The sequence below is a fragment of the Nocardioides sp. genome, from assembly GCF_014360585.1.
GTDB lineage: Bacteria > Actinomycetota > Actinomycetes > Propionibacteriales > Nocardioidaceae > Nocardioides.
Genome location: NZ_JACIXG010000090.1, coordinates 1 through 21377 on the forward strand (window position 1 = coordinate 1; position 21377 = coordinate 21377).

Annotated in this window: 22 protein-coding genes and 1 tRNA gene; 14 read left to right on the forward strand and 9 right to left on the reverse strand. The window is 69.1% G+C overall.

The features are described 5' to 3' along the window. Positions 1 to 96 precede the first annotated feature (96 nt). Positions 97 to 1209 carry an NAD(P)H-dependent amine dehydrogenase family protein gene (locus tag H5T77_RS21850; protein WP_292652720.1) on the reverse strand — a complete coding sequence of 371 codons (1113 nt, stop codon included), beginning with the start codon at positions 1207 to 1209 and terminating at the stop codon, positions 97 to 99. Positions 1210 to 1285: 76 nt separating this feature from the next. Here H5T77_RS21850 and H5T77_RS21855 point away from each other — a divergent pair, with 76 nt between their 5' ends. Both H5T77_RS21855 and H5T77_RS21860 read left to right on the forward strand, forming a co-directional pair. Beyond that, on the forward strand, positions 1286 to 1825 hold the full coding sequence (locus H5T77_RS21855; RefSeq protein ID WP_292652721.1) for a DinB family protein: 540 nt from the start codon (positions 1286 to 1288) through the stop codon (positions 1823 to 1825). After that, the gene (locus H5T77_RS21860) at positions 1822 to 2316 is read left to right on the forward strand and encodes a GNAT family N-acetyltransferase (RefSeq protein ID WP_292652722.1); all 495 of its coding nucleotides are present in this window, start codon (positions 1822 to 1824) and stop codon (positions 2314 to 2316) included. Before H5T77_RS21855 ends, H5T77_RS21860 begins: the two co-directional genes overlap by 4 nt. A gap of 16 nt (positions 2317 to 2332) precedes the next feature. Here the strand turns inward: H5T77_RS21860 and msrA are convergent, their stop codons facing one another. Continuing rightward, on the reverse strand, positions 2333 to 2980 hold the full coding sequence (gene msrA / locus H5T77_RS21865) for a peptide-methionine (S)-S-oxide reductase MsrA (RefSeq protein ID WP_292652723.1): 648 nt from the start codon (positions 2978 to 2980) through the stop codon (positions 2333 to 2335). 119 nt (positions 2981 to 3099) lie between these two features. On the opposite strand from msrA, the gene H5T77_RS21870 reads away from it, so the two are divergent. The 5 genes from H5T77_RS21870 to greA all read left to right on the forward strand — a co-directional run bounded on the left by H5T77_RS21870 (position 3100) and on the right by greA (position 9121). Continuing rightward, a complete protein-coding gene (locus H5T77_RS21870) occupies positions 3100 to 4269 on the forward strand; it encodes a cystathionine gamma-synthase (RefSeq protein ID WP_292652724.1) in 1170 nt (389 codons plus the stop codon). Then, complete coding sequence (locus tag H5T77_RS21875) at positions 4256 to 5701, forward strand: glutamate mutase L (RefSeq protein ID WP_292652725.1); 1446 nt, start codon at positions 4256 to 4258, stop codon at positions 5699 to 5701. Before H5T77_RS21870 ends, H5T77_RS21875 begins: the two co-directional genes overlap by 14 nt. 10 nt (positions 5702 to 5711) lie before the next feature. Next, positions 5712 to 7166, forward strand: a complete 1455-nt coding sequence (locus H5T77_RS21880; RefSeq protein WP_292652726.1) for an AI-2E family transporter — start codon at positions 5712 to 5714, stop codon at positions 7164 to 7166. Between the two features lies 1 nt (position 7167). Beyond that, the gene (gene ilvA / locus H5T77_RS21885; RefSeq protein ID WP_292652740.1) at positions 7168 to 8379 is read left to right on the forward strand and encodes a threonine ammonia-lyase; all 1212 of its coding nucleotides are present in this window, start codon (positions 7168 to 7170) and stop codon (positions 8377 to 8379) included. A 229-nt stretch (positions 8380 to 8608) separates the two neighbouring features. After that, positions 8609 to 9121 carry a transcription elongation factor GreA gene (gene greA, locus H5T77_RS21890; RefSeq protein ID WP_292652727.1) on the forward strand — a complete coding sequence of 171 codons (513 nt, stop codon included), beginning with the start codon at positions 8609 to 8611 and terminating at the stop codon, positions 9119 to 9121. 93 nt (positions 9122 to 9214) lie between these two features. Here the strand turns inward: greA and H5T77_RS21895 are convergent, their stop codons facing one another. Further along, positions 9215 to 9598: a DUF4307 domain-containing protein gene (locus H5T77_RS21895; protein WP_292652728.1), complete on the reverse strand. Its 384-nt coding sequence runs from the start codon at positions 9596 to 9598 to the stop codon at positions 9215 to 9217. A gap of 165 nt (positions 9599 to 9763) precedes the next feature. On the opposite strand from H5T77_RS21895, the gene mca reads away from it, so the two are divergent. Together mca and H5T77_RS21905 are read left to right on the forward strand one after the other, a co-directional pair. Continuing rightward, positions 9764 to 10750: a mycothiol conjugate amidase Mca gene (mca, locus tag H5T77_RS21900; RefSeq protein WP_292652729.1), complete on the forward strand. Its 987-nt coding sequence runs from the start codon at positions 9764 to 9766 to the stop codon at positions 10748 to 10750. A gap of 33 nt (positions 10751 to 10783) precedes the next feature. Then, entirely contained in the window at positions 10784 to 11059 is a 276-nt protein-coding gene (locus H5T77_RS21905) for a hypothetical protein (RefSeq protein ID WP_292652730.1), read from the forward strand. A 13-nt stretch (positions 11060 to 11072) separates the two neighbouring features. On the opposite strand, the gene H5T77_RS21910 is transcribed toward H5T77_RS21905, so the two are convergent. After that, entirely contained in the window at positions 11073 to 11648 is a 576-nt protein-coding gene (locus H5T77_RS21910) for a TerD family protein (protein ID WP_292652731.1), read from the reverse strand. 56 nt (positions 11649 to 11704) lie between these two features. Further along, positions 11705 to 13177: a cellulase family glycosylhydrolase gene (locus tag H5T77_RS21915; RefSeq protein ID WP_292652732.1), complete on the reverse strand. Its 1473-nt coding sequence runs from the start codon at positions 13175 to 13177 to the stop codon at positions 11705 to 11707. Positions 13178 to 13315: 138 nt separating this feature from the next. Between H5T77_RS21915 and H5T77_RS21920 the strand changes: the two genes are divergently transcribed. Both H5T77_RS21920 and H5T77_RS21925 read left to right on the forward strand, forming a co-directional pair. Beyond that, complete coding sequence (locus H5T77_RS21920) at positions 13316 to 15688, forward strand: phosphoribosyltransferase domain-containing protein (RefSeq protein ID WP_292652733.1); 2373 nt, start codon at positions 13316 to 13318, stop codon at positions 15686 to 15688. A 5-nt stretch (positions 15689 to 15693) separates the two neighbouring features. Further along, the gene (locus H5T77_RS21925; protein ID WP_292652734.1) at positions 15694 to 16527 is read left to right on the forward strand and encodes a ribokinase; all 834 of its coding nucleotides are present in this window, start codon (positions 15694 to 15696) and stop codon (positions 16525 to 16527) included. A 20-nt stretch (positions 16528 to 16547) separates the two neighbouring features. Here the strand turns inward: H5T77_RS21925 and H5T77_RS21930 are convergent, their stop codons facing one another. From H5T77_RS21930 to orn, 3 genes are all read right to left on the reverse strand, one after another. Continuing rightward, entirely contained in the window at positions 16548 to 17423 is an 876-nt protein-coding gene (locus tag H5T77_RS21930) for a bifunctional helix-turn-helix transcriptional regulator/GNAT family N-acetyltransferase (protein WP_292652735.1), read from the reverse strand. A gap of 85 nt (positions 17424 to 17508) precedes the next feature. Further along, positions 17509 to 17584 (reverse strand) — tRNA-His (locus H5T77_RS21935). A gap of 47 nt (positions 17585 to 17631) precedes the next feature. Further along, positions 17632 to 18300: an oligoribonuclease gene (gene orn, locus H5T77_RS21940; protein ID WP_292652741.1), complete on the reverse strand. Its 669-nt coding sequence runs from the start codon at positions 18298 to 18300 to the stop codon at positions 17632 to 17634. Positions 18301 to 18405: 105 nt separating this feature from the next. On the opposite strand from orn, the gene H5T77_RS21945 reads away from it, so the two are divergent. The 3 genes from H5T77_RS21945 (at position 18406) to H5T77_RS21955 (ending at position 21163) form a co-directional block, all read left to right on the forward strand. Then, positions 18406 to 19164 carry a DsbA family protein gene (locus H5T77_RS21945; RefSeq protein ID WP_292652736.1) on the forward strand — a complete coding sequence of 253 codons (759 nt, stop codon included), beginning with the start codon at positions 18406 to 18408 and terminating at the stop codon, positions 19162 to 19164. 176 nt (positions 19165 to 19340) lie between these two features. Continuing rightward, entirely contained in the window at positions 19341 to 19757 is a 417-nt protein-coding gene (locus H5T77_RS21950; protein ID WP_292652737.1) for a limonene-1,2-epoxide hydrolase family protein, read from the forward strand. A gap of 77 nt (positions 19758 to 19834) precedes the next feature. Then, complete coding sequence (locus H5T77_RS21955; RefSeq protein ID WP_292652738.1) at positions 19835 to 21163, forward strand: hypothetical protein; 1329 nt, start codon at positions 19835 to 19837, stop codon at positions 21161 to 21163. Between the two features lie 6 nt (positions 21164 to 21169). Here H5T77_RS21955 and H5T77_RS21960 read toward each other — a convergent pair. Then, a partial coding sequence (locus tag H5T77_RS21960) for a dihydrofolate reductase family protein (protein ID WP_292652739.1) occupies positions 21170 to 21377 on the reverse strand: 208 nt, incomplete at its 5' end.

A 21377-nucleotide genomic window follows, 5' to 3' on the forward strand; every position in this document is an offset into this window, starting at 1 on the left:
GGCCGAGTGGGCACGGCTCTGCCCACTCGGCCGACGGGAGCGACGCTTCGGGCGACCGGAGTGACGCCTCGGCCGACGGGAGTGACGCTTCGGCAGTCATCGAGCAACCAGGCCGCGGCCGGTGATCAGCGGGAGGTCGAGAGGGGAGACGAGGCCGGGGGAGGCGGCGACGACGGCGGGGATCGCGTTGACCAGGCGCTGGGCGGTGACGATCATCCCGGAGACGTTGTGGTCGCCGTGCTCGCCGTGGTGGCTGAGCTCGACGGTCATCGACGGCTCGCCGGTGACCTCGACGCGGTAGCAGCCGTCGCCCGTCGCCGGGACCGGCCAGTCGGGGTCGGAGGTCGCGTCGGTCCGGGTGACATGCTCGAGGGTGATGCGGGGGATGCCGTCGACGGTGCCGGTGACGGTGAAACGTACGGAGCCCTGGGTGCCCGCCGCGATGTCCACCGAGACGGTCTTCGTGTCCTTGGTCGCCGGCCGCCGCTCGACGTGCTCGACGAGCGGCTCGTCGAGGGTCACCCCGAGCCCCGCGGCGAGGACCCGGACGACGGGGCCCCACGCGGTGCTCAGCACCCCGGGCTTCCACAGGAACGGCTTGTCCTCGAGCGAGCCCCCGAAACCGAAGAGATCCTTCATCACGACGGGCTGGAAGTACGTCGAGTAGTCGGCGATCTCACTGACGCGGACATGGTCGATCCGCTGTGACAGGGAAGTCACCGCCAGCGGCAGGACGTCGTTGGCGAAACCCGGGTCGATCCCGTTGACGTGCAGCGACGCACCGCCCTCCCGGCCAGCCTCGTGGATGCCCGAGATCATCTCGTCCGGCAGCGTCCCCTGCGGGTGGACCAGGAGCACCGGCCCGGAGGAGACGACGTTGACCCCGTCCCGGATCAGCCCGGTCAGATCCTCGATCGCCTCGAACACCCGGTCGTCGGTCATCGCCGCGTGAACCACGCAGTCCGGCTCGAGGGCCAGCAGCTCGTCGCGCGACGTGGTCGCCGCCACCCCGAGCGTACGTCCGAGGCCGGCCAGCTCCCCGGCGTCCTTCCCGGCCTTCTCCGGTGTCGATGTCCAGACACCGACGAGCTCCAGGTCCGGGTGCGCATCGATGCCCGCGATGGCATGGCGACCCACCGTCCCGGTGGACCAGACGACGACTCTGAGCGGTTTCTCGGGGCTCTGCGGATTTCCAGGTGTGTGGGGCATCCCCCAAATCTAGAACGCGTTTCAGTTTCGTGGAAGTGATTCGCCGAGGAAACTCGCCCCCGCTACGTTGGCGCCTATGACCGAGCCACTCTTCGAGGACACCCGACACCCGACCGGTGCCCCCTACGTCGCGGACGAGTCCACGACCCTGCGTACGTTCCTCGACTTCCACCGGGCGACCCTGCTCAGGCAGGTGGCGGGCCTCGACCACGAGCAGCTCAACCGCCCCGTCCCGCCCAGCACCATGACGCTGGCGGGAATCGTGAAGCACATGGCACACGTCGAGGACGTCTGGTTCGGCGTACGTCTGGCCGGCGCCGACCAGGCCCCTCCGTTCGACACCGCGCCGTGGGACGAGGACGTGGACTGGGACTTCAGCAGCGCCAAGGCCGACGACCCCGAGACGCTCCGCGCGCTGCTTCGCGAGGCGATCGCTCGCTCCAACGAGCTCACCGACGCGGCCGAGTCCCTGGACCAGATCGCAGTCGGCCGCACTCGTGACGGCCAGTCGCTCAGCCTGCGCTGGATCCTGGTCCACATGATCGAGGAGTACGCCCGGCACTGCGGCCACGCCGACCTCATGCGCGAGGCCATCGACGGAGCGACCGACCTGTGATCCGGATCCGTGAGGCGACGGCCGAGGACTGGCCGCAGATCTACCCGTTCTGGTCCGAGATCGTGGAGGCGGGGGAGACCTACGCCTACCCCGAAGGGCTCGCCTCCGAGGAGGCCAGCGAGATGTGGATGTATGACCACGTCGTCGTCGCGGTCGAGGGTGAGGCCGAGAACGAGCTCATCCTGGGCAGCGCCAAGATGGGCCCCAACCGTCCGGGCCGCGGCCGCCACATCGGCACCGCCTCGTTCATGGTCTCCTCGGCGGCCCGCGGCAAGGGCATCGGCCGCGCCCTCGGTGACTACTGCGTGAGCTGGCACCGCGAGCAGGGCTTCCACGGCATCCAGTTCAACGCCGTCGTGGAGACGAACACCTCCGCCGTACGCCTGTGGCAGTCGCTCGGCTTCCAGATCATCGGCACCGTCCCCGACGCGTTCGACTCCAAGTCGCACGGCCGGGTCGGGCTGCACGTGATGTACCTGCCGCTGACCTGAGGCCGGCGGACCGGGATCAGGCGGGGAAGGGGATGCCCGTGTTCGCGTGGCAGCGGTAGCCGTTCGGCACGCGGTCCAGATACTGCTGGTGCTCGGGCTCGGCGGCGTAGAAGGTCGGGACGTCACGAATCTCGGTGGTGATCTCGCCGTAGCCACGCTTCGCGATCTCGTCGCCATAGATCTTGGTCAGCTCCTCGGCGGTCTCCCGCTGCGAGTCGGAGACGTAGTAGAGCGCCGAGCGGTACTGCGTACCGACGTCGTTGCCCTGCCGCATCCCCTGCGTCGGGTCGTGCACCTCGAAGAACTTCTTGACGAGCTCCCCGTACGACACCACCGCGGGGTCGAAGACGACCCGAACCGCCTCGGTGTGGTTGGTCTGCCCGCTGCAGACCTCGTCGTACGTCGGGTTGGCCGTGGTGCCGCCCTGGTAGCCGACCGCGGTCGAGTAGACCCCCGGCGTCTGCCAGAAGATCTCCTCGGCACCCCAGAAACAGCCGAGCCCGAAGTACGCCACCTCGGACCCCTCGGGTGCGGTCCCGTCCTCGGGAGAGGCGAGCAGCGGAGTCCCCAGGACCCGGTGCTTCGCGGGCAGGTCGAAGAGCGCCTGGTCGCGCCCGGCGAGCGTACGGTCCTCGGAGAGGAGCTGAGTTGGGCGACCGAACATGAGTGACCTCCAGAAGTCAGGGTTGCTACCAGTCTCCAACACAGTTCGGTGCACGAACGTTCCCGGATGGCCCGAGGGCCCGGTGGTATGGAACACAGCATCGGACGTAGGCTCGTTGTGTGAGCGAGCAGCAGCACCTCGGCAAGGCCGGTTTCGAGACCAAGGCGATCCACGCGGGCTACGAGCCCGACCCGACGACGGGTGCGGTGATCCCGCCGATCTACGCCACCACGACCTACAAGCAGGACGGCGTCGGCGGCCTGCGCAACGGCTATGAGTACAGCCGCTCCGCCAACCCGACCCGCACCGCGCTGGAAGGCGCTCTCGCCGCGGTCGAGGAGGGGGAGGAGGGCTTTGCCTTCGCCTCCGGTCTGGCCGCGGAGGACACCCTGATCCGCAGCCTGATGCGGCCCGGTGACCACATGGTCATCCCCGACGACGCCTACGGCGGCACCCACCGGCTGATCGACAAGGTCGAGAGCCAATGGGGGATCGCGCACACGTCCGCGCAGGTCGCCGACGTCGACGCGGTCGCAGCCGCGATCCAGCCGGGCAAGACCAAGCTGGTCTGGGTCGAGACCCCGACCAACCCGCTGCTCAACATCGCCGACATCTCCGCGCTGGCCGGCGTCGCCCACGAGGCAGGCGCGCTGCTGGTTGTCGACAACACCTTCGCCAGCCCCTACCTGCAGCAGCCGCTCACGCTCGGCGCCGACGCCGTGGTGCACTCCACGACGAAGTACGTCGGTGGCCACTCCGACGTGGTCGGCGGCGCCGTGGTGGTCCGCGATCACGGGATCGCCGAGAAGATCGGCTACCTGCAGAACGCCGCCGGCGCGATCGCCGACCCCTTCGGCGCGTGGCTGACGCTGCGCGGTCTCAAGACCCTGGCCGTACGCATGGAGCGCCACTGCGACAACGCCGAGCGGGTCGCTGACTTCCTGACCTCCCACCCGAAGGTCGGCGAGGTCATCTACCCGGGCCTGGAGACCCACCCCGGCCACACGACCGCCCAGAAGCAGATGAAGCGGTTCGGCGGCATGGTCTCCTTCCGTGTCACCGACGGCGAGGCGGCCGCGTTGGCGGTGTGCGAGCGCACCAAGATCTTCACGCTGGGCGAGTCGCTCGGCGGCGTCGAGAGCCTCATCGAGCACCCGGGCCGGATGACTCACGCGTCGGTCGCCGGCACCGACCTGGAGGTGCCGGCCGACCTGGTGCGGCTCTCCGTCGGGATCGAGTACGCCGAGGACCTGGTCGCGGACCTCGAGCAGGCCCTTGACCAGGGCTGACGGGCCCCAGACAGCGGTCTGCGTCGACTTCGGTTCCACTTGGACCAAGGCGCTCCATGTCGACCTCTCCTCCGGCGAGGTCCTCGGCAGCGCGAGCGCGCCGACGTCGCTGCACGAGGTGATGGAGGCGTACGACGCCTGTCTGGCCGCGCTCACCGAGACCGACTCCCGGGCGGCCGACGCCGAGATCCTGGCCTGTTCGTCGGCGGGCGGCGGGCTGCGGATCGCCGTCGTCGGCAACGAGGAGCTGGTGACCGCCGAGGCCGGGCGGCGCGTCGCGCTGTCCAGCGGCGGCAAGGTCGTCGCGGTGATCGCGACCGCAGGTCGTGAAGCCGACAGTGACCTGGGGGCCACTCTCAGCTTCACAACCCCTGACCTGGTGCTGCTGACCGGCGGCACCGACGGGGGCAACCGGGACGCGATCGTCTTCGCCGCGCGCGAGCTGGTCACCTCCGGTTGGCGTGGGCCGGTGGTCGTCGCAGGCAACCGCGACGCGAACCCGGAGATCGACGAGATCCTGGCCGACATCCCACACGTGAACTGCGACAACGTCGTTCCCAAGATCGGCGTGCTGGCGCCCGAGAGCGCCCGTGCCGCGGTCCGCGAGATGTTTCTCGAGCACGTGATCGGCGGCAAGAACCTCAGCAGCCGGGCCGACTTCCGGCGGATCGTCCAGGGCGCGACCCCCGATGTCGTGCTCCAGGGTGTCGAGACGCTGGCGGAGGTGCTTGGCGAGGATGTCGTCGTCGTCGATGTCGGCGGCGCCACCACCGACGTGCACAGCGTGGTCCGCCCCGACCCTGAGGCGGAGCACGTGCGCGAGGAGGTCGTCGCGGTCACCCCGGTGACCCGGACCGTCGAGGGCGACCTGGGCATGCGCTGGTCGGCCATCACGACCCTGGAGGCGGCCGACCACTCCGACCCGAGCCTCGCCGAGTCAGATCTCACCGGCGAGGTCGAGCATCGGCGCAACCACCCCGGATGGCTGCCGCGCACCGAGCAGGACAAGGACATCGACGAGCTCCTGGCCAGGATCGCGATCTCCACCGCCCTGCAGCGGCACGCGGGACGTTCTCGCGTCGTCCTGTCCCCGGGAGGAAAGGTCATCGAGCGCACCGGCACGGACCTGCGTCGCGTCGGTGTGGTGATCGGCTCGGGCGGCGTGCTGAGGCATGGGCGTGCGCGCATCGAGGAACGGGTGATGCGCTGGTCGACCCGCGGCGGGTGGCAGCTCCCTGAGATGACCGGAGCGAGGCCGAGCGGCGAGCTTGCTCGTCCGCTTGCGCCGAGCGAGGGAGTACCCGCGCGAAGCGCGGAGTCGCCGCTGCGGGCGGTCGACGCCGACTACGTGCTGGCCGCGGTGGGCCTGCTCGCCAGGTCGCACCCCACGACCGCACGCCGCCTTGCGACCCACCTCACACCCTCCCGGTAGCCTCTGTCAGGTGACAGATCAGGGGGATGCTTCCGGCGACGAGAAGTCGACCGCGAAGGGGAGCTTCGGTCGGATGACCAGCGCGTTCAAGCGCAACCGGGAAACACGCGACGCCCACCGCCAGGCGCGGCGGATGGCTCAGGACGAGGCCGACGCGCGCGAGTCGGCCGAGGTGGCCAAAGAGGCTGCCGCGGAGGCTCGTGAGTCGGCCGAGAGCTTCGCGCTGCGCCTCGTCAACCAGTTCGAGCGCCTGCGCGAGGAGCGCCAGGAGCAGCTGGCCGCGCCCGAGCCGGTGACGGCGCCCAAGGCCGTCAGCCGCACCGACGTCCCCTACGGCGTCGAGCTCTCCGCGCAGTGGGCCTGGCGGTTCCTGGTCATCGTCGCCGCCGGTTACCTCATCGTCCGCGCGCTCGGCTTCCTCAGCATCGTCATGATCCCGGTGGTCATCGCGCTGCTGATCGCCGCGCTCGTCTCCCCGGTCGTCAACGGACTGGCCCGGGTAGGCATGAAGCGGAGCATCTCGGCGCTCTTCGTCGTGATCGGTGTGCTCGCGGGAGTCATCGCCATGCTCAGCTTCGCCGGCACCCAGGTCGCCAACGGGTTCAGCGATCTGGCTGGGCAGACCGTCAAAGCGCTCGACGAGATCCGCGACTGGCTGATCAACGGTCCGTTCCACGCGAGCGAGACCCAGATCGACACCTGGCTCAACACGGTTCAGACCACCCTGGAGGACTGGGCGGCGTCGTACGCAGCCAACCCGTTCTCCCGCGTCAGCGAGGTCGGCGGCGTCGCCCTCGACGTGTTCGCCGGCCTGTTCATCGTGCTCTTCTCCACCTACTTCTTCTGCGCCGAGGGCGAGCGGATCTGGGGCTGGCTGGTCCGGCTCGCCCCGCGCGCCGCACGCAGCCGGATGGACAGCTCCGGCCGGGTCGCGTGGGTCTCGCTCACCCAGTTCACCCGGGCCACGGTCATCGTGGCCGCGGTCGACGCGGTCGGCATCATGATCGTCGCCGCGGCGCTGCAGGTGCCGTTCGTGGCGGCGATCGGTGTGCTGGTCTTCCTGAGCTCGTTCGTGCCTCTGATCGGCGCCACAGTCGCCGGCGCGGTCGCCGTGCTCGTCGCGCTCGTGTCCCAGGGGCCGGTGACGGCGCTGCTGATGCTCGGTGGCGTGATCCTCGTCCAGCAGCTCGAGGCCCACGGCCTGCAGCCGTTCCTGCTCGGTCGCTGGGTCCGGGTCCACCCGCTGGGCGTCATCCTCGCCGTCGCCACCGGCATCGTGCTCGGTGGGGTGGCCGGCGCGCTCGTGGCCGTGCCGCTCGTGGCCGCCCTCAACGCCGTGGCCAACCATCTGACAGCCACACCAGCGGCGTCCGCGGCCTCGGTGCAGGGGCTGCAACCGCCTCCGCCGCCGGTCAACGGCCCGACCTTCCCCCCACCCTCGAGCCCAGGAGCAGGCAGTGTCTGAGATGCATGGTCAGCCGTCCTACGACGACATCGTCGAGGCCCGCGAGCTGCTGCGCGACCACATCACCGAGACCCCTGTCCAGGGAGCCCGCTGGCTCACCGACCTGGTCGGTGACACCGTCATCCTCAAGTGCGAGAACCTGCAACGTACCGGCTCCTTCAAGGCCCGCGGAGCGTTCGTACGCATCGCCCGGCTCTCCGAGGAGCAGCGGAAGTTCGGGGTGGTCGCCGCCAGTGCGGGCAACCACGCCCAGGGAGTCGCCCTGGCGGCGACCACCCTCGGCATCCCGTCCACCGTGTTCATGCCCGAGGGTGCGCCGATCCCGAAGGAGAAGGCGACCCGCTCGTACGGCGCGGAGGTGATCTTCGAGGGGCAGTACGTCGACCAGTGCCTCGAGGCCGCGATCGCCTTCTCCGAGCGCACCGGTGCCGTCATGATCCACCCGTTCGATCACCCCGACGTCGTCGCCGGCCAAGGCACGATCGGTCTCGAGATCCTCGAGCAGACGCCCGACGTGAAGACGGTCGTGATCCCGCTCGGCGGTGGTGGTCTGCTCGCCGGGGCGGCGCTCGCGATCAAGGCGAAGCACCCCGACGTGAAGGTGATCGGCGTGCAGGCGGAGACGGCCGCGGCCTATCCGGTCTCGCTGCGCGAGGGCCGTCCGATCCGGCTCGACAAGATGCCGACGATGGCAGACGGCATCGCTGTCGGCCTTCCCGGGGAGACCAACTTCCCGATGATCCAGTCCTACGTCGACGAGATCCGCACGGTCTCGGAGGAGTCGATCTCCGGCGCCCTGCTGTCGCTCGCGGAGCGGGCCAAACAGGTCGTTGAGCCCGCCGGCGCGGTCGGCGTGGCTGCCTTGATGGATGCGCCCGAGGCCTTCGAGGGTCCTGTCGTGGTGGTGCTCTCCGGTGGCAACATCGACCCGCTGCTGCTCGGCAAGGTGATCCAGCACGGCATGACGCTGGCCGGACGCTATCTGCCGGTCACGGTGAAGATCCCCGACCAGCCGGGAGCGCTGGCCACGTTGCTGTCGGTGATCGGCGACACCGGCGCCAACGTCATGGAGGTCGTGCATTCGCGCACCACGCCCGGGCTGCGACTCGCCGAGGTGGGAGTGCAGCTTCAGCTCGAGACCCGGGGCCAGAACCACGCCGAGCGAGTGCTCGAACAGCTGCGTGGCAAGGGCTATCCCGCGGTCAGCCCGTGAGGGTGTGGCCCGACGTGCCGTGGAACGGTCCTGAGGTCGGTTTGCGCAACGTTTCGGTCGCAGACTGTCTTCGGGTGTGGTTGCCTTGTTAAACTGAAGGTTCTGACAATCTCCCGCAGAACGCTCAGCAGGGGTGACCCACGCCCGCACAGCAGGGAGAGAAGGCGCCGGTTGATGGGGGTCGACCGGCGCCCCTTACATATTCACTACCCATCAGGAGTAACTCGCTATGACTCAGTCGACCGAGACCACGGCTGCCACTATCTGGCTCAGCAAGGGTGCATTCGACAAGCTCACCGCGGAGTTGGAGTACCTGAAGGGCCCTAGGCGCCAAGAGATCCTTGCTGAGATCAGCTCTGCCCGTGACGAGGGCGACCTCAAGGAGAACGGCGGCTACCACGCCGCCCGCGAGGAGCAGGGCAAGCTCGAGGGCCTGATCCAGCAGCTCGAGGCGCTGCTCCGCAAGGCGGACACCACGGTCCCCGAGGACGACGGCGTCGTCTCGGTCGGCAAGCTGGTCACCTTCAAGTTCGAGGGTGATGACGACGACGAGGCCGAGACTCGCCTCATCGCCTCGATCGAGATGAAGGACTACGCAGGCGGTGTCGAGATCTCCTCGGCCGCCTCGCCGATCGGTGCCGCTCTCATCGGCGCGAGCGTCGGCGACACGGTGACCTACGAGGGCCCCCGCGGGCCGCTCAAGGTCGAGATCCTGAAGACCGAGGTCTTCACGGGGAAGTGATTCCCGTGCAGTGATACCCGGTCAACCGGGTATCACTGCACTTCTCCGGCGTTGCATTGCCCGAGAAGTGCAGGAAACACCTGAGAAGCAGGGTCACTCGACCCTGCAGTCACCCCACTCGACCCGGAGCGCGCGACGCTCGGTCGGGATGGTGATCGTCTGGCGGCCTTCGCCGGCGGTGAACTCGAGGTGGCCGACTTTGTCCTCTTTGTCGTCCTCGGCCTCGACGGAGCAGACCGGCGTCGCGTCCTTGTCGTGGAGGCGTACTACGAAGGTCACCTCGACCTCGTTCTCGCTGATCGCCTCCCACTTCTCCAGCCCGGAGGAGACCTCGGGGTGGAGGGCCGCCCACAGCGCCCAACCGAACCAGCCGACGATCGCGACCACGGCGACGGCCAGCGCGACGATGAGTACGCCCGGGCGACGGCGCGGGCCTCGGCCGTAGCGGGCCGCGATGCGGGACTCTTCTGAACTCACGGGCTCGGGCTCCGCTTCGGCAGATGACGGCGTGCTCACGGGGATCATGGTCCCATCCCCCTGGTTGCTACCGCACATCCGTCCCGGGCGCCTACCACCAAAGTTGTCCGCGTAGTGGGAGCGGGTAACCGAACCGTGAGACGGAGCGTGGCTAGGATTGAACCCATGCCAGATCTGCTCCAGCAGGCGTTCCGCCTGATGCACGTGCACGCGCACCCCGACGACGAGTCGAGCAAGGGCGCGGGGATCACTGCGAAGTACGTCGCCGAGGGCGTGGACGTCCACGTCGCGACGTGTACGGGTGGCGAGCGAGGCGACATCCTCAACCCGAAGATGGAGCGCCCCGGCATCCTGGAGAACATCCACGAGATCCGCCGCGAGGAGATGCACCGCGCCCGCGACATCCTCGGCATCAAGCAGGACTGGCTCGGATTCGTCGACTCGGGTTGGGTCGAGGAGTTCATGTTGGTCGAAGAGATGGGCGCGAAGGACTGGTCGCTGCTGCCCGAGGGCTGCTTCGGGCGGGTGCCGCTCGAGGTGAGCACGCGCCGGCTCGTGGAGATCATCCGCTCCTTCCGGCCGCACGTGGTCACGACGTACGACGAGAACGGGGGCTACCCGCACCCCGACCACATCATGTGCCACCGGGTCTCGGTGGCGGCGTTCGCGGCCGCCGGCGACCCCGACCGGTTCCCCGACGCGGGGGAGCCGTGGCAGCCGCTGAAGCTCTACTACAGCCACACCTTCAACTACCCGCGCATGATCGCGCTGCACGAGGCGATCAAGCGTCACGGTCTCACCTCGCCGTACGAGGAGCGCCTCGAGACCTGGAAGCGTGACCCCAGCTGGGACGAGCGGGTCACGACGAAGGTCGAATGTGGTGAGTACTTCGGCGTCCGTGACCAGGCTCTGCTCGCCCACGCCACGCAGATCGACCCCGACGGGCCCTGGTTCGCGGTGCCCCGGGAGATCGAGAAGGAGGCCTGGCCGACCGAGGACTTCGAGCTGGTGACCTCCTACGTACCGGTGCCCGAGGCCACCAGGCGCGAGGAGACGGACCTGTTCGCCGGTCTCGACCCGGCCACCGCCGACGACGAGGGCAAGGCCGCTGTCGGCCGCGAGATCAGCTTCGGCAAGGTCGTCACCGTCTGAGCCATTCTCAGGGTGAAGTGAGACAATGTCGTCATGTCCGGCCTCCCGATGACGACGCAGACCCTGCACACCTCCCAGCCCGTCCCCGAGCCCGTCCCGCCGCAGGACGAGGACGTGGTCGCGGGCTGGACCGCCTTCGGCATCTTCATCGCGCTGTGCGTCGCCGTCGCGGTGATCGCGTGGAGCATGCTGCGCCAGTTCAAGAAGGTCGAGAAGGCCAGGGTCGAGGGTGTCTTCGGCGAGGAGGACCAGGCGGAGGCCATCGCCCAGCAGGAGGCCAAGGACGAGGTCAAGAAGCTGAAGCGCTAGGCGCAGCAGCCTCCTAGAGCGTCGGCGCGATCGACGGCAGCAGGTCCTGGAACGTACGTCCGTTGGCGATCTCGCCAAGCGCGGTCATCTTCCAGCCACCCTCGGAACGGCTCAGCTTGGCCATGATCTCGGCAGTGTGCGGCCCCGTCGTGCTCAGGTCGAAGCGAGCGATCTCGGTGCGGGTGTCCTCCTCTACGACGCGACAGAACGCGTTCTGGATCTGGGCGAAGCTCTGCCCGGTGAAGGAGTTGATCGTGAACACGATCTGCTCGACCGCGGGAGGCACGCGGTCGAGGTGGACCATGATCGACTCGTTGTCGCCGTCACCGGCGCCGGTCCGGTTGTCACCGGAGTGGATCACGGCAGCATCCTTCGACTTGAGCTGGCGGAACCAGGCCTGGTCGACGTGTGAACCGGCCGCGTCGTAGAGGATCGCGGAGGCGTCCATGTCGACGTGAGCGCCGCGGAACCCACCGAAGAGGCCCTGCCGGACCGCGTCCCATCCCAGCGCGATCCGCACCGGCGTCATGGTGCGGCCGTCAGCCGTGCTGAGCGAGACCGACTGTCCCTTGGCGAGCGAGACGGACAACTGATCCTCCGAGGGCTGGACCGACGTACGCCGGGAGCGGACGAGACGCGACCAGCCTAGTCAATCGTGACGGTCACCGGCTCGGTTCCGTTCGCCTCGACGAGGATCCGGTTGTGGTCGGCCTCGCCGACTACCCGACCGCCCTCGACGGCGATGTCCGGACCCGAGGGGTAGTGGATCGGGCTGACGAAGATCTCCGTCGGCTCATCGATCTCCGCGGCCGGCTCGTAGGTGTAGCTGAACCTGCCGGTCGCGGGGTCGAACGAGAGGTCGACGGGGGTGCCGGCCGTGGCCTGCGGATACGTGCGGACCAGCGTACGCAGCTTCTCGGTCTTCACCGTCGACAGATCCGCGTCGTCGGCGAACATGCCCTGGCGCCCGTCGGCGGTGGTCGGGTCGTCCCAGTGCTTGTAGGCCCAGTGCATCCAGGAGGCGAAGTGGTCGTCGGCTGTGGCGGTGTCGATGGCGAGCAGCTCGGTGTTGTCGGTCGCGCCGAACTCCGACATCAGACTGGTCGCGCCCATCGTCTCGGCCTGCTCGAGCGCCTTGCGATGGTGATTCTCGTCGTAGGCCTTGCAGCCACCGACCCCGAGCGGGATGCCCTGGGAGTCGAGGAAGCCGAACGGGCAGTAGCTGTGCCAGGAGTAGCCGACCTGGTCGTCGTTGACCGGGCCGAAGCGCGAGTTGGGGACCTGGCTGGCGAGCAGTTGTGACTCGTACCAGACGATTCCGTCGGGATCGGCCCGGCGGATCGCCGCCGTGGCCTTCTCGTACGCAGGCTGGAACTCGTCGCGATAGGACTTGGCGCACCCGGTGATCGGGCAGGAGAGCCACTCCCGGCCCGCCCAGGGCTCGTTGATGAGGTCGTAGCCCATCGAGTACGGCTGGTCGCCCCACCTTTCCGCGACCGCGGCCCAGGCCGCTGCCCAGCCGTCCTGGACCCCGTTCTTGTTCGCCCAGAAGTTGTCGTAGACGGTCGCCAGCTCAGGCGTGATGTAGGTCGCGGGGAAGGACAGCTTGATCGGCGGATGCAGGTTGTAGGGCGCCGGCCGCTTGGCCGCCCAGCCGGGCACGCCCTCGCCGCCGTAGGTCTCGTGCCACATGTCCTGGTGGAAGTCGTACTGCATCCAGATGCCCTTGTCGGCGAGCAGGTCGATCACCCGTTGCCAGTCGTCGAGGTAGTCCTCGTCGACCTCGCCGGGGGCATCCGGGGTCACGCCCGCCCACAGGGTGCCGATCCGGGCGCCGTTGAACCCGTGCTCGGCCAGCCACTCCGCATCGGCCGCGGTGAAGCCCTCGGCCGAGTCGGGCGGGACGTACGGATCGTGCTTCCAGACCAGGTTCTGTCCGTGCACCAGCACGATCCGGCCGTGCTGATCGACCAGCCAGCGACCCTCGCGGGACAGCTGTGGCGTCTCCTTCGCCGGCTCGGCACCCGCCGGTCCGACCGGAGCCAGGAGCGTGGCTCCGAAGGCGAGCACTGCGGCCGTGGCGGCAACGATTCCGAGGCTTCCCGAGCGACGAGGCATGTGCGGAACCTATTCCTCCCGCGCCGGCGCAGACAAGAACGTGTTCCTATTCTGGACGTCGGGGCTGTCTGGACCAGAGCAGCAGTGGACAGGGGTGGCCTTCCTGCGGTTGAGTCAGAACCGACACTTTGGGGGAGAATGTCACCTGTGAGAGACGAAGCGAGCGGCTGGTCGGGCACCTGGGTGGCCGAACGCCTGGGTGTGCGTCTACGGACGACCGACGCGCCGAGCGGCATGATGCTCACCGATCTGGTCGGGCTGGCGGTGCGGCGCAACCCGCGTCGTGCACAGCTTCTCGTCTCCTCCGTCCTCGGCAAGCACCTCCCGACCGACCCGCGGGTGGTGACCGACGCCGCGCTGCGCCTGGGGGTCAAGGCACGCGCCGCAGTCACGGGCGACGCGGTGGTCCTCGGCTATGCCGAGACGGCGACCGCGCTCGGACATCTCGTCGCCGACGCGATCGGTGCGCCCTACCTGCACTCCACCCGCCGGGTCGTCGACGGCCTCGAGTCCGCCGCCGACTTCTTCGAGGAGCACTCGCACGCGACCGCCCACCGGCTGCTTCCAGCAGACCCCGCCTTCCTCGCCCGCGGGGACACTCTGGTGCTGGTCGACGACGAGGTCATCACCGGCAAGACGATCGTCAACACGATCCGGGCGCTGCACAAGAAGTTCCCGCACAAGCACTACGTCGTGGCAGCCCTCGTCGACCTGCGCTCGGAGGCCGACCGCGGCCGGATGGAGCGCTCGGTCAAGCGGCTGCGCGCGACTCTGGACGTCGTCTCTCTCGCGAGCGGTGAGATCGAGCTGCCCGAGGACCTCGCCGACAACGGCAACCGGCTCATCGATACCGTCGAGAACCTCCGCCAGCTGGCCGGCGTCGAGCCGACCCGCGGTCAGCGCGGCGAGGTGGTTCAGGTCGTCGCCACCTGGCCTCGAGCAGTCCCGGAGGGCGGCCGCCACGGCTTCGTGCCCGGCACCGCCGGCTCCTACGAGTCGGCCGTCACGGTGACCGCCGCCGCGATCGCCGGTCGCATCCCGGACGGTCCGGTGCACATCCTCGGCACCGAGGAGCTGATGTACGCACCTCTGCGGATCGCCTCCGCGCTGGCTGACCGGCGTGCGGCCGAGGGCAGGCGCCACGAGATCACCTACTCGACGACGACGCGCTCGCCGGTGCTCGCCGTCGACGACCCGGGCTACGCGATCCGCACCGCGATCACCTTCCCGTCTCACGACGCGCCCGCCGACGGCGACGGTCCGCGCTTCGCCTACAACCTGCGTGAGGGTGCGTACGAGGCGATCGTCCTGGTCGTCGACGAGCCGGCCGACACCACTGCACTCCACGAGGAGGGCGGCCTGGTCGACCAGCTCGCCCGGCTCGCGCCGCGGGTCGTGGTCGTGACCGTCCCGGCTTTCACCCCGGAGCCACGCCATGACCAGCCGGCCCGCCAGCTGCCCGCGCCGCTCCACGGCCCTGCGTTCGGCTCCTACGAGCGTGACGACGTCGCCTGGCTGGTGAAGGATCTTCCGGCGGAGACCTCAGCTGAGACCCCGGAGGACGAACAGGCGCAGGCACACCGGGAGCTCTTCGACGAAGCTCTGACGGCGTCGGCCCAGCGGGTGGCGTACGCGATCGGCCTGGTCACCGAGCAGGTGCTGGCTCGGCGTGGGCAGGACGCGGTCCTGGTCTCCCTGATGCGTGCCGGCACCCCGATCGGGGTGCTGATGCGGCGCTGGGCCCAGCGTGTGCACGGGCTCGACCTGCCCCACTACGCGGTCTCGATGATCCGTGGGCGCGGCATCGACCAGACCGCGCTCGCCTATCTGGCCGCGCACCACGACCCCGCTCGGGTGATGTTCGTGGGCGGGTGGACCGGCACGGGTGCGATCGCCCGGGAGCTGGCGGCCTCGGTCGAGAAGTCCAACGCGACGCTCGACGCCCATCTGTCCTCGCCGTTCTCCCCGGAGCTCGCTGTGCTCGCCGACCCCGGCCGGAGCGTGGCGGTCTACGGCACCCGGGAGGACTACCTGATCCCGTCGGCGTGCCTCGGCTCGACCGTCTCCGGCCTCGTCTCGCGCGCCGTCATCGACGACGATCGGGTCGGTCCCAACGACTTCCACGGCGCTGCGTTCCATGCCGACCGGTCTCCGGCCGACGTGTCCAAGAGGTTCGTCGACACGGTCGCGGCCCGGTTCCCGATCGTGCGCACCAAGGTGATGCTCGACCTCGGGGCCCACCTCGGCGGTGACCACAAGCCCACCTGGGTGGGCTGGGACGCGGTCGAGGACGCCGCGGAGGAGTTCGGGGACGGCGATGTCAGCCTGGTGGAGGCCGGCGTCGACGACACCGTCCGGCTGCTGCTGCACGGCGAGCCGGCGAGGATCCTGGTCAACCCGGCGCGTGATGCCGACCTGGGTCTCGTCAAGAGGCTCGCCGAGGCGCGCGAGGTGCCGCTGGAGCGGGTCTCCGACCTGCCCTACGCCTGCGTCGGCCTCCGGCAGCCCTGATGCCGGTGCGCGCGCCACAGGACCTGGTCGTCGTCGGAAGCATCAACGTCGACCTGACGGCGGACGTCGAGCGGCTGCCGGGAGCAGGGGAGACCGTCGGCGGCGGCCGGCTGCGCCGTGACGTCGGCGGAAAGGGCGCCAACCAGGCGGTCGCGGCGAGCAGGCTGGGCGCGCGGGTGCGGATGGTCGGGGCTGTCGGCTCCGACGCCGACGGTGCCTGGGCGGTCGAGACGGTCCGGTCCGCCGGGGTCGATGTGGAAGGCGTACGCACCGTCGACGCCCCGACCGGCACGGCACTGATCGCCGTCGACGCGGCGGGGGAGAACCAGATCGTGGTGTGTGGCGGCGCCAACGCGCTGGTCGAGCCCGACGGGTTCGTGGTGGCGGCGGCCGACGCCGTCCTCATGCAGCTCGAGCTTCCTCTGGACGTCGTCGGTGCTGTGGCCGCGCGGGCGGCCGGGTTCGTCGTGGTGAACGCGGCGCCCGCGCAGCCGCTGCCGGCGGATCTCGTGGAGCGGGTGGACCTCTTCATCGTCAACGAGACCGAGTATGCCGCGATGCCCGAGCTGGGCGAGGCCAAGCGGGTCGCGGTGACCTATGGCGCCTCGGGCGCGGCCATGATCGCCGAAGGCGCCGAGACCGCCCGGGTGCCGGCCGTTTCCACGGAGGTGGTCAGCACCGTCGGCGCGGGCGACGCGTTCTCCGCCGCGCTCACCCTCGCGATCCTGGCCGGCATGCCGGACGATGAGGCGCTGCGTACGGCATGCGCGGTCGGTGCGGCGGTCGTCGCGCATCCCAGTTCCCAGCCGCCGCTGGACCGGTTGGAGACGTACGTCTAGCCCAGTTCCCTTCGACAAGCTCAGGACATCGCCTTCTGGAAGAAGTGGGTGGCGTGGGGGTTGTCGTTGTAGCGGTCGATGCGCTCGTAGCCGGCCCGTTCGTACATCCCGATCGCCTCGCTGAGGACGTCGCGGGTGTCGAGGCGTACGACCCGGTGGCCGAGCTTGAGCGCCTCGGCCTCGAGGTGGCGCAGCAGGCGTGAGCCGAGGCCGGCGCCGCGCCAGGCGGGGTCGACCCACATCCGCTTGATCTCGCCGGTGCCGTCGAACTCCCGCACTCCACCCGAGGCGACCGGCGCACCGTCGCTGGCGGCGATGAAGAACGCGCCGTGGGGAGCCCGCAGGGAGGGGTCGTCGCCGAAGCCCTCGTCGCCGACGGTGAACCCGAAGCGGTCGCCGATCTCGGCGAAGTAGTGGCCCATGGCCATCTGGGCGATCGGGTCGCGGGGATCGACCTGCTCGATGATGATCGTGGCGGCTCGCACCAGCAGGTCGGCAGTCGCCAGCGCATCGTTGAGGCGGTCGCGCTGCCGCTGCGTCAGCGGATCGAGCAGCAGATGGGCACGCTCCTCGGAGCGACGCTCGAGGTCGTCCCACTGCTTGAGGCCGTCCTCGGTGAGCGCCACGAGCCGGCGCCGGCCGTCGGACGGGTCGCGGTCCATCGCGACGTACCCCTTGCTCTCCAGCGTCCGCAGCATCCGGCTGACGTAGCCGGAGTCGAGGCCGCCGAGCCTGATCCTGAGGTCCTGCACCGTCTCGGCGCCGAGACCGATCTCGTAGAGGATGCGGGCGGTGCCATAGGGGAGACCGCTGCCGAGGAACGAGTCCTCGAGGGCTCCCACCCGACGGACGTAGCTCATGTTGAACTTGCGCATCACCGAGGTGTCCACTGTCATGTATCTGACTTTAGTCAGGTATATCCAGGAAGCCAAGCGCCCTGTAAATGCCGAACGGCCCGTCCTCTCGGACGGGCCGTTCTCTTGGGGTGAACGACGGGGCTTGAACCCGCGACCCTCGCGACCACAACGCGATGCTCTACCAGCTGAGCTACGCCCACCATCGGCCCGGACAGCGCATGTTCGAGCCAGCAAGAATCATAGGGGATCAGGCCGGATCTGTGGAATCGGGGGTCGCCTTGGGGTCGACGATCCCGGTGATCGAGGCGCCGTGCCGGGCCGCGATCGCCTTGGCCGTGTCGGAGTCAGGCCCGGGCATGGGCACGAAGACCGCCTCGCGGTAGTAGCGAAGCTCTTCGATCGACTCCTGGATGTCGGCGAGGGCGCGGTGGTTGCCGCGCTTGGGGGGAGCGGAGAAATAGGTCCGCGGGAACCACCGTCGCGACAGCTCCTTGATCGAGGAGACGTCGACGTTGCGGTAGTGCAGGAAACCCTCCAGCTCGGGCATGTCCCGGGCCAGGAAGTTGCGGTCGGTGGCCACCGTGTTGCCGCCCAGGGGCGGACGGGAGTCCTTGCCGCAGTGCTCCCAGATGTACGCCAGGACCTGCTCCTCGGCCTCACGCATCGGTACGCCGTTCTCCAGCTCGACCAGCAGGCCGGACTTGGTGTGCATGTCGCGTACGAAGTCGTCCATCTGCTCCAGCGCCTCGGCCGGAGGCTTGATGATGATGTCGACGCCGTCGCCGAGCACGTTGAGATCGAAGTCGGTGACGAGGGCTGCCACCTCGATGAGTGCGTCGTTCTCGAGGGACAGCCCGGTCATCTCGCAGTCGATCCAGACCAGACGTTCGTTCAGTGAAGCCACGCACAGCACCATAACGCCGCTGGTCAACGGCTTATAGGGAGGGTAGGAGACGATGTGATAACGGTTCCCATGGCGTGGTTTCAGCCTGCGTTCAGGAGACGGACATATGTTGGCCCCATGAGCACGGATTCCGCCAGCAGCCCCTCACGCAAAGACAAGCGGGAGGCCCGCGCTGCCAAGGCCGCCGCGGAGCTGGAGGCTCTGCGCAAGAAGCAGGCCCGCAAGTCGATCCTCACCGTCGTGGGGATCGTCGCCGCGATCGCGGTGATCATCGGTGGCCTCGTCTGGTTCAGCCTGAACCGGTCCGAGGACGGCAAGGTCACCGCGGTCGACGCCGGCAGCAGCGAGCACGGCCTCGTCATCGGTCCCGACGACGCGCCTCGCAAGGTCGTCATCTACGAGGACTTCCTGTGCCCCTATTGCGCTGAGTTCGAGGAAGCCACCCGCGAGGATCTCGCCGAGTTGGCCGCCGACGGCAAGGTTCAGGTCGACTACCGCCCGTTCGTGCTCCTCGACCAGATCGGCCCCTACTCCGAGCTCGCCACCTCTGCCTTCGCGGTCGTCCAGGAGAAGGCCGGCGACGAGGTCGCCAAGGAGTTCCACGACCTGCTCTTCGAGAACCAGCCCAGCGAGTCCGGCCCGTTCCCCGAGGCTGCCGATCTCGTCGACCTGGCCGTCGAGGCCGGTGCTGAGGAGTCGGCTGTCAAGGACGGTATCGAGGACCTCGAGGGCAAGGACTGGGCCGAGGCTGCCACGCAGGCTGCTGCCGATGACGGTGTCCAGGGGACCCCGACCGTTCTGCTCGATGGCAAGCAGTTCCAGGAGGGCAACACCGTTCAGGAGTACGCCGACGCGCTGATCGAGAAGATCGCCTGACCTACGCGGGCGGTGGCTGAATGCTCGCGGGCCACGTAGGCTCGGCCAGGTGACTCGGCAGACTCAGATCTTCTTCAGCGCGGTTGGGATCCTCTTGATTGCCTACTTCGCCGCGGTCGGGCTGGTGGCGGTCGTGCAGGCGCTCCTTCAGTCCTGACGGGGGATAGCGTGGTGGCATGACCGAGATCCAGATTGTCGAGCAGTTCCTTGCCGCCCTCGAGACCGGGAACGTCGACGCGGCGTTGATGTTGTGCGCTGACGACGTCACCTACCAGAACGTGCCCCTCCCGCCCGCGCGTGGCCTCTCCGAGGTCGGGCGCCAGCTGCGGGTCATGGGGAGGTACGCGACCGGCTTCGAGGTCCGGATGATCAACATCGCGGCCAACGGCCCGGTGGTGCTCACCGAGCGCATCGACGTGCTCAGGCGCGGCTCGGTCTCCGCCGAGTTCTGGGTGTGCGGCACGTTCGAGGTGCGCGACGGCCAGATCGTGCTCTGGCGCGACTACTTCGACTGGACGACGTTCATCGCGGCAGGCGTCAAGGGCGTCGGTCGGGCGGCATTCGGGGCGATCCGGAAGGCCGTCGGCCGCTGAGCCTTTGTGCGCAACGCACGAGACACGTCGTGCGCTGATCTTGTGACGCCAGTCACAACGAGCCTTACTCTCGGGACATGCCCCGTGCGTCAGCCGCTCTCCTCGCCCTGCTCCTGACCGCCTCCGCCCTGGTCGCCTCGACCGGGTCGGCGCTCGCCGACCGGAAACCACCTGGTGACCAGCCGCTGCCCGGTTACACGATCAGCAACCCGCCGGTGGCGCCGATCGAGGTCGGCGGGCAGGCGACGAAGGTGCGCCAAGGGGTGCACGCGCACGCGGCGTACGTCCTGGAGGTTCCGAAGAACTGGAACGGCAAGCTGGTGATGTGGGCTCACGGCTACCGCGGGCTCGGCTACACCCTGACGCCCGAGACCCCGGGCTTCGGGCTGCGGCGTACGTTCCTCGAGCAGGGCTACGCCTGGGCGGCGTCGAGCTACTCGACCAACGGTTACGACGTGGGTGCCGGGGTGCGCTCGACGCGGGACCTGGCGGCGTACGCCTCCTCCGATCTCCTGCCGCGCAGTGCCAGCCGCACCTATGTGACCGGGGTGTCGATGGGCGGGCACGTGGTCGGGCGCTCGCTGGAGCAGTACCCGGGCTTCTATGACGGCGCCCTGCCGATGTGCGGGCAGCTGGGTGACGTGGAGCTGTTCGACTTCTTCGTCGACTACAACCTGGGCGCCCAGGCGCTGGCCGGGCACGACGCCTACCCCTACACCGGGGACTACCAGAGCGTCGACGTCCCGATCATCAAGGAGCGGCTCGGGCTCGGCGGCACGCTGACGGCGGAGGGCGAGCAGCTGCGCGCGATGACGATCGAGCGCAGCGGTGGTCCGCGGCCGGGCGCGGAGGCGGCCTTCCGGCAATGGAAGGACTTCCTCTTCAGCCTGCCGTCGGTCGACGACGGCGGCACCCTGGGCTTCAACATCGGCCGGGTCGCGACCAACCGGAACACCGTCTACACGCCGAGCTCGCCGGTCGATCTCAACGCCGAGATCGAGCGGGTCGATCCCATCGACCGCGCCGGACGCAAGAGCCACCGGCTCAACGCGCCGGCCGTCATCTCCGGCCGCCCGACCGCGCCGGTGGTGAGCCTGCACAACCTCGGCGACATGTTCGTGCCGTTCTCGCTCGAGCAGATCTACGCGCGTGAGGTGGCCCGCCACCACCGCGACGGGCTGCTCGTGCAGCGGGCGATCCGTTCGTCCGGCCACTGCGAGTTCAGCCCCGCGGAAGCCGCGACCGCCTGGGGAGACCTCGTCGACTGGGTCGAGAACGGCGACCGCCCGGCCGGCGACGACGTGCTCGACCGGGCTGCCGTCGCCGCACCCGACTACGGGTGCGCGTTCACCGACTCCGCCGCGTACGGGACGGGCTCGAGAGGTCTCTACGCCCGCTGCCCCTGACGGAGATCAGCGGACGACGTCGTAGACGAGCTTGGTGATGCCGTTCGCGTAGGTCTCCGAATCGAGCAGCTTCAGCATCTGCTTGTCCTTGTCGGTCTCGCTCCACATCCGCTTGCCGGCACCGAGGACGACCGGGAAGACGAGCAGGTGGTAGCGGTCGATCAGGCCGGCGTCGGAGAGGTTGCGGGCGAGCTCGGCGCTGCCGGCGATCAGG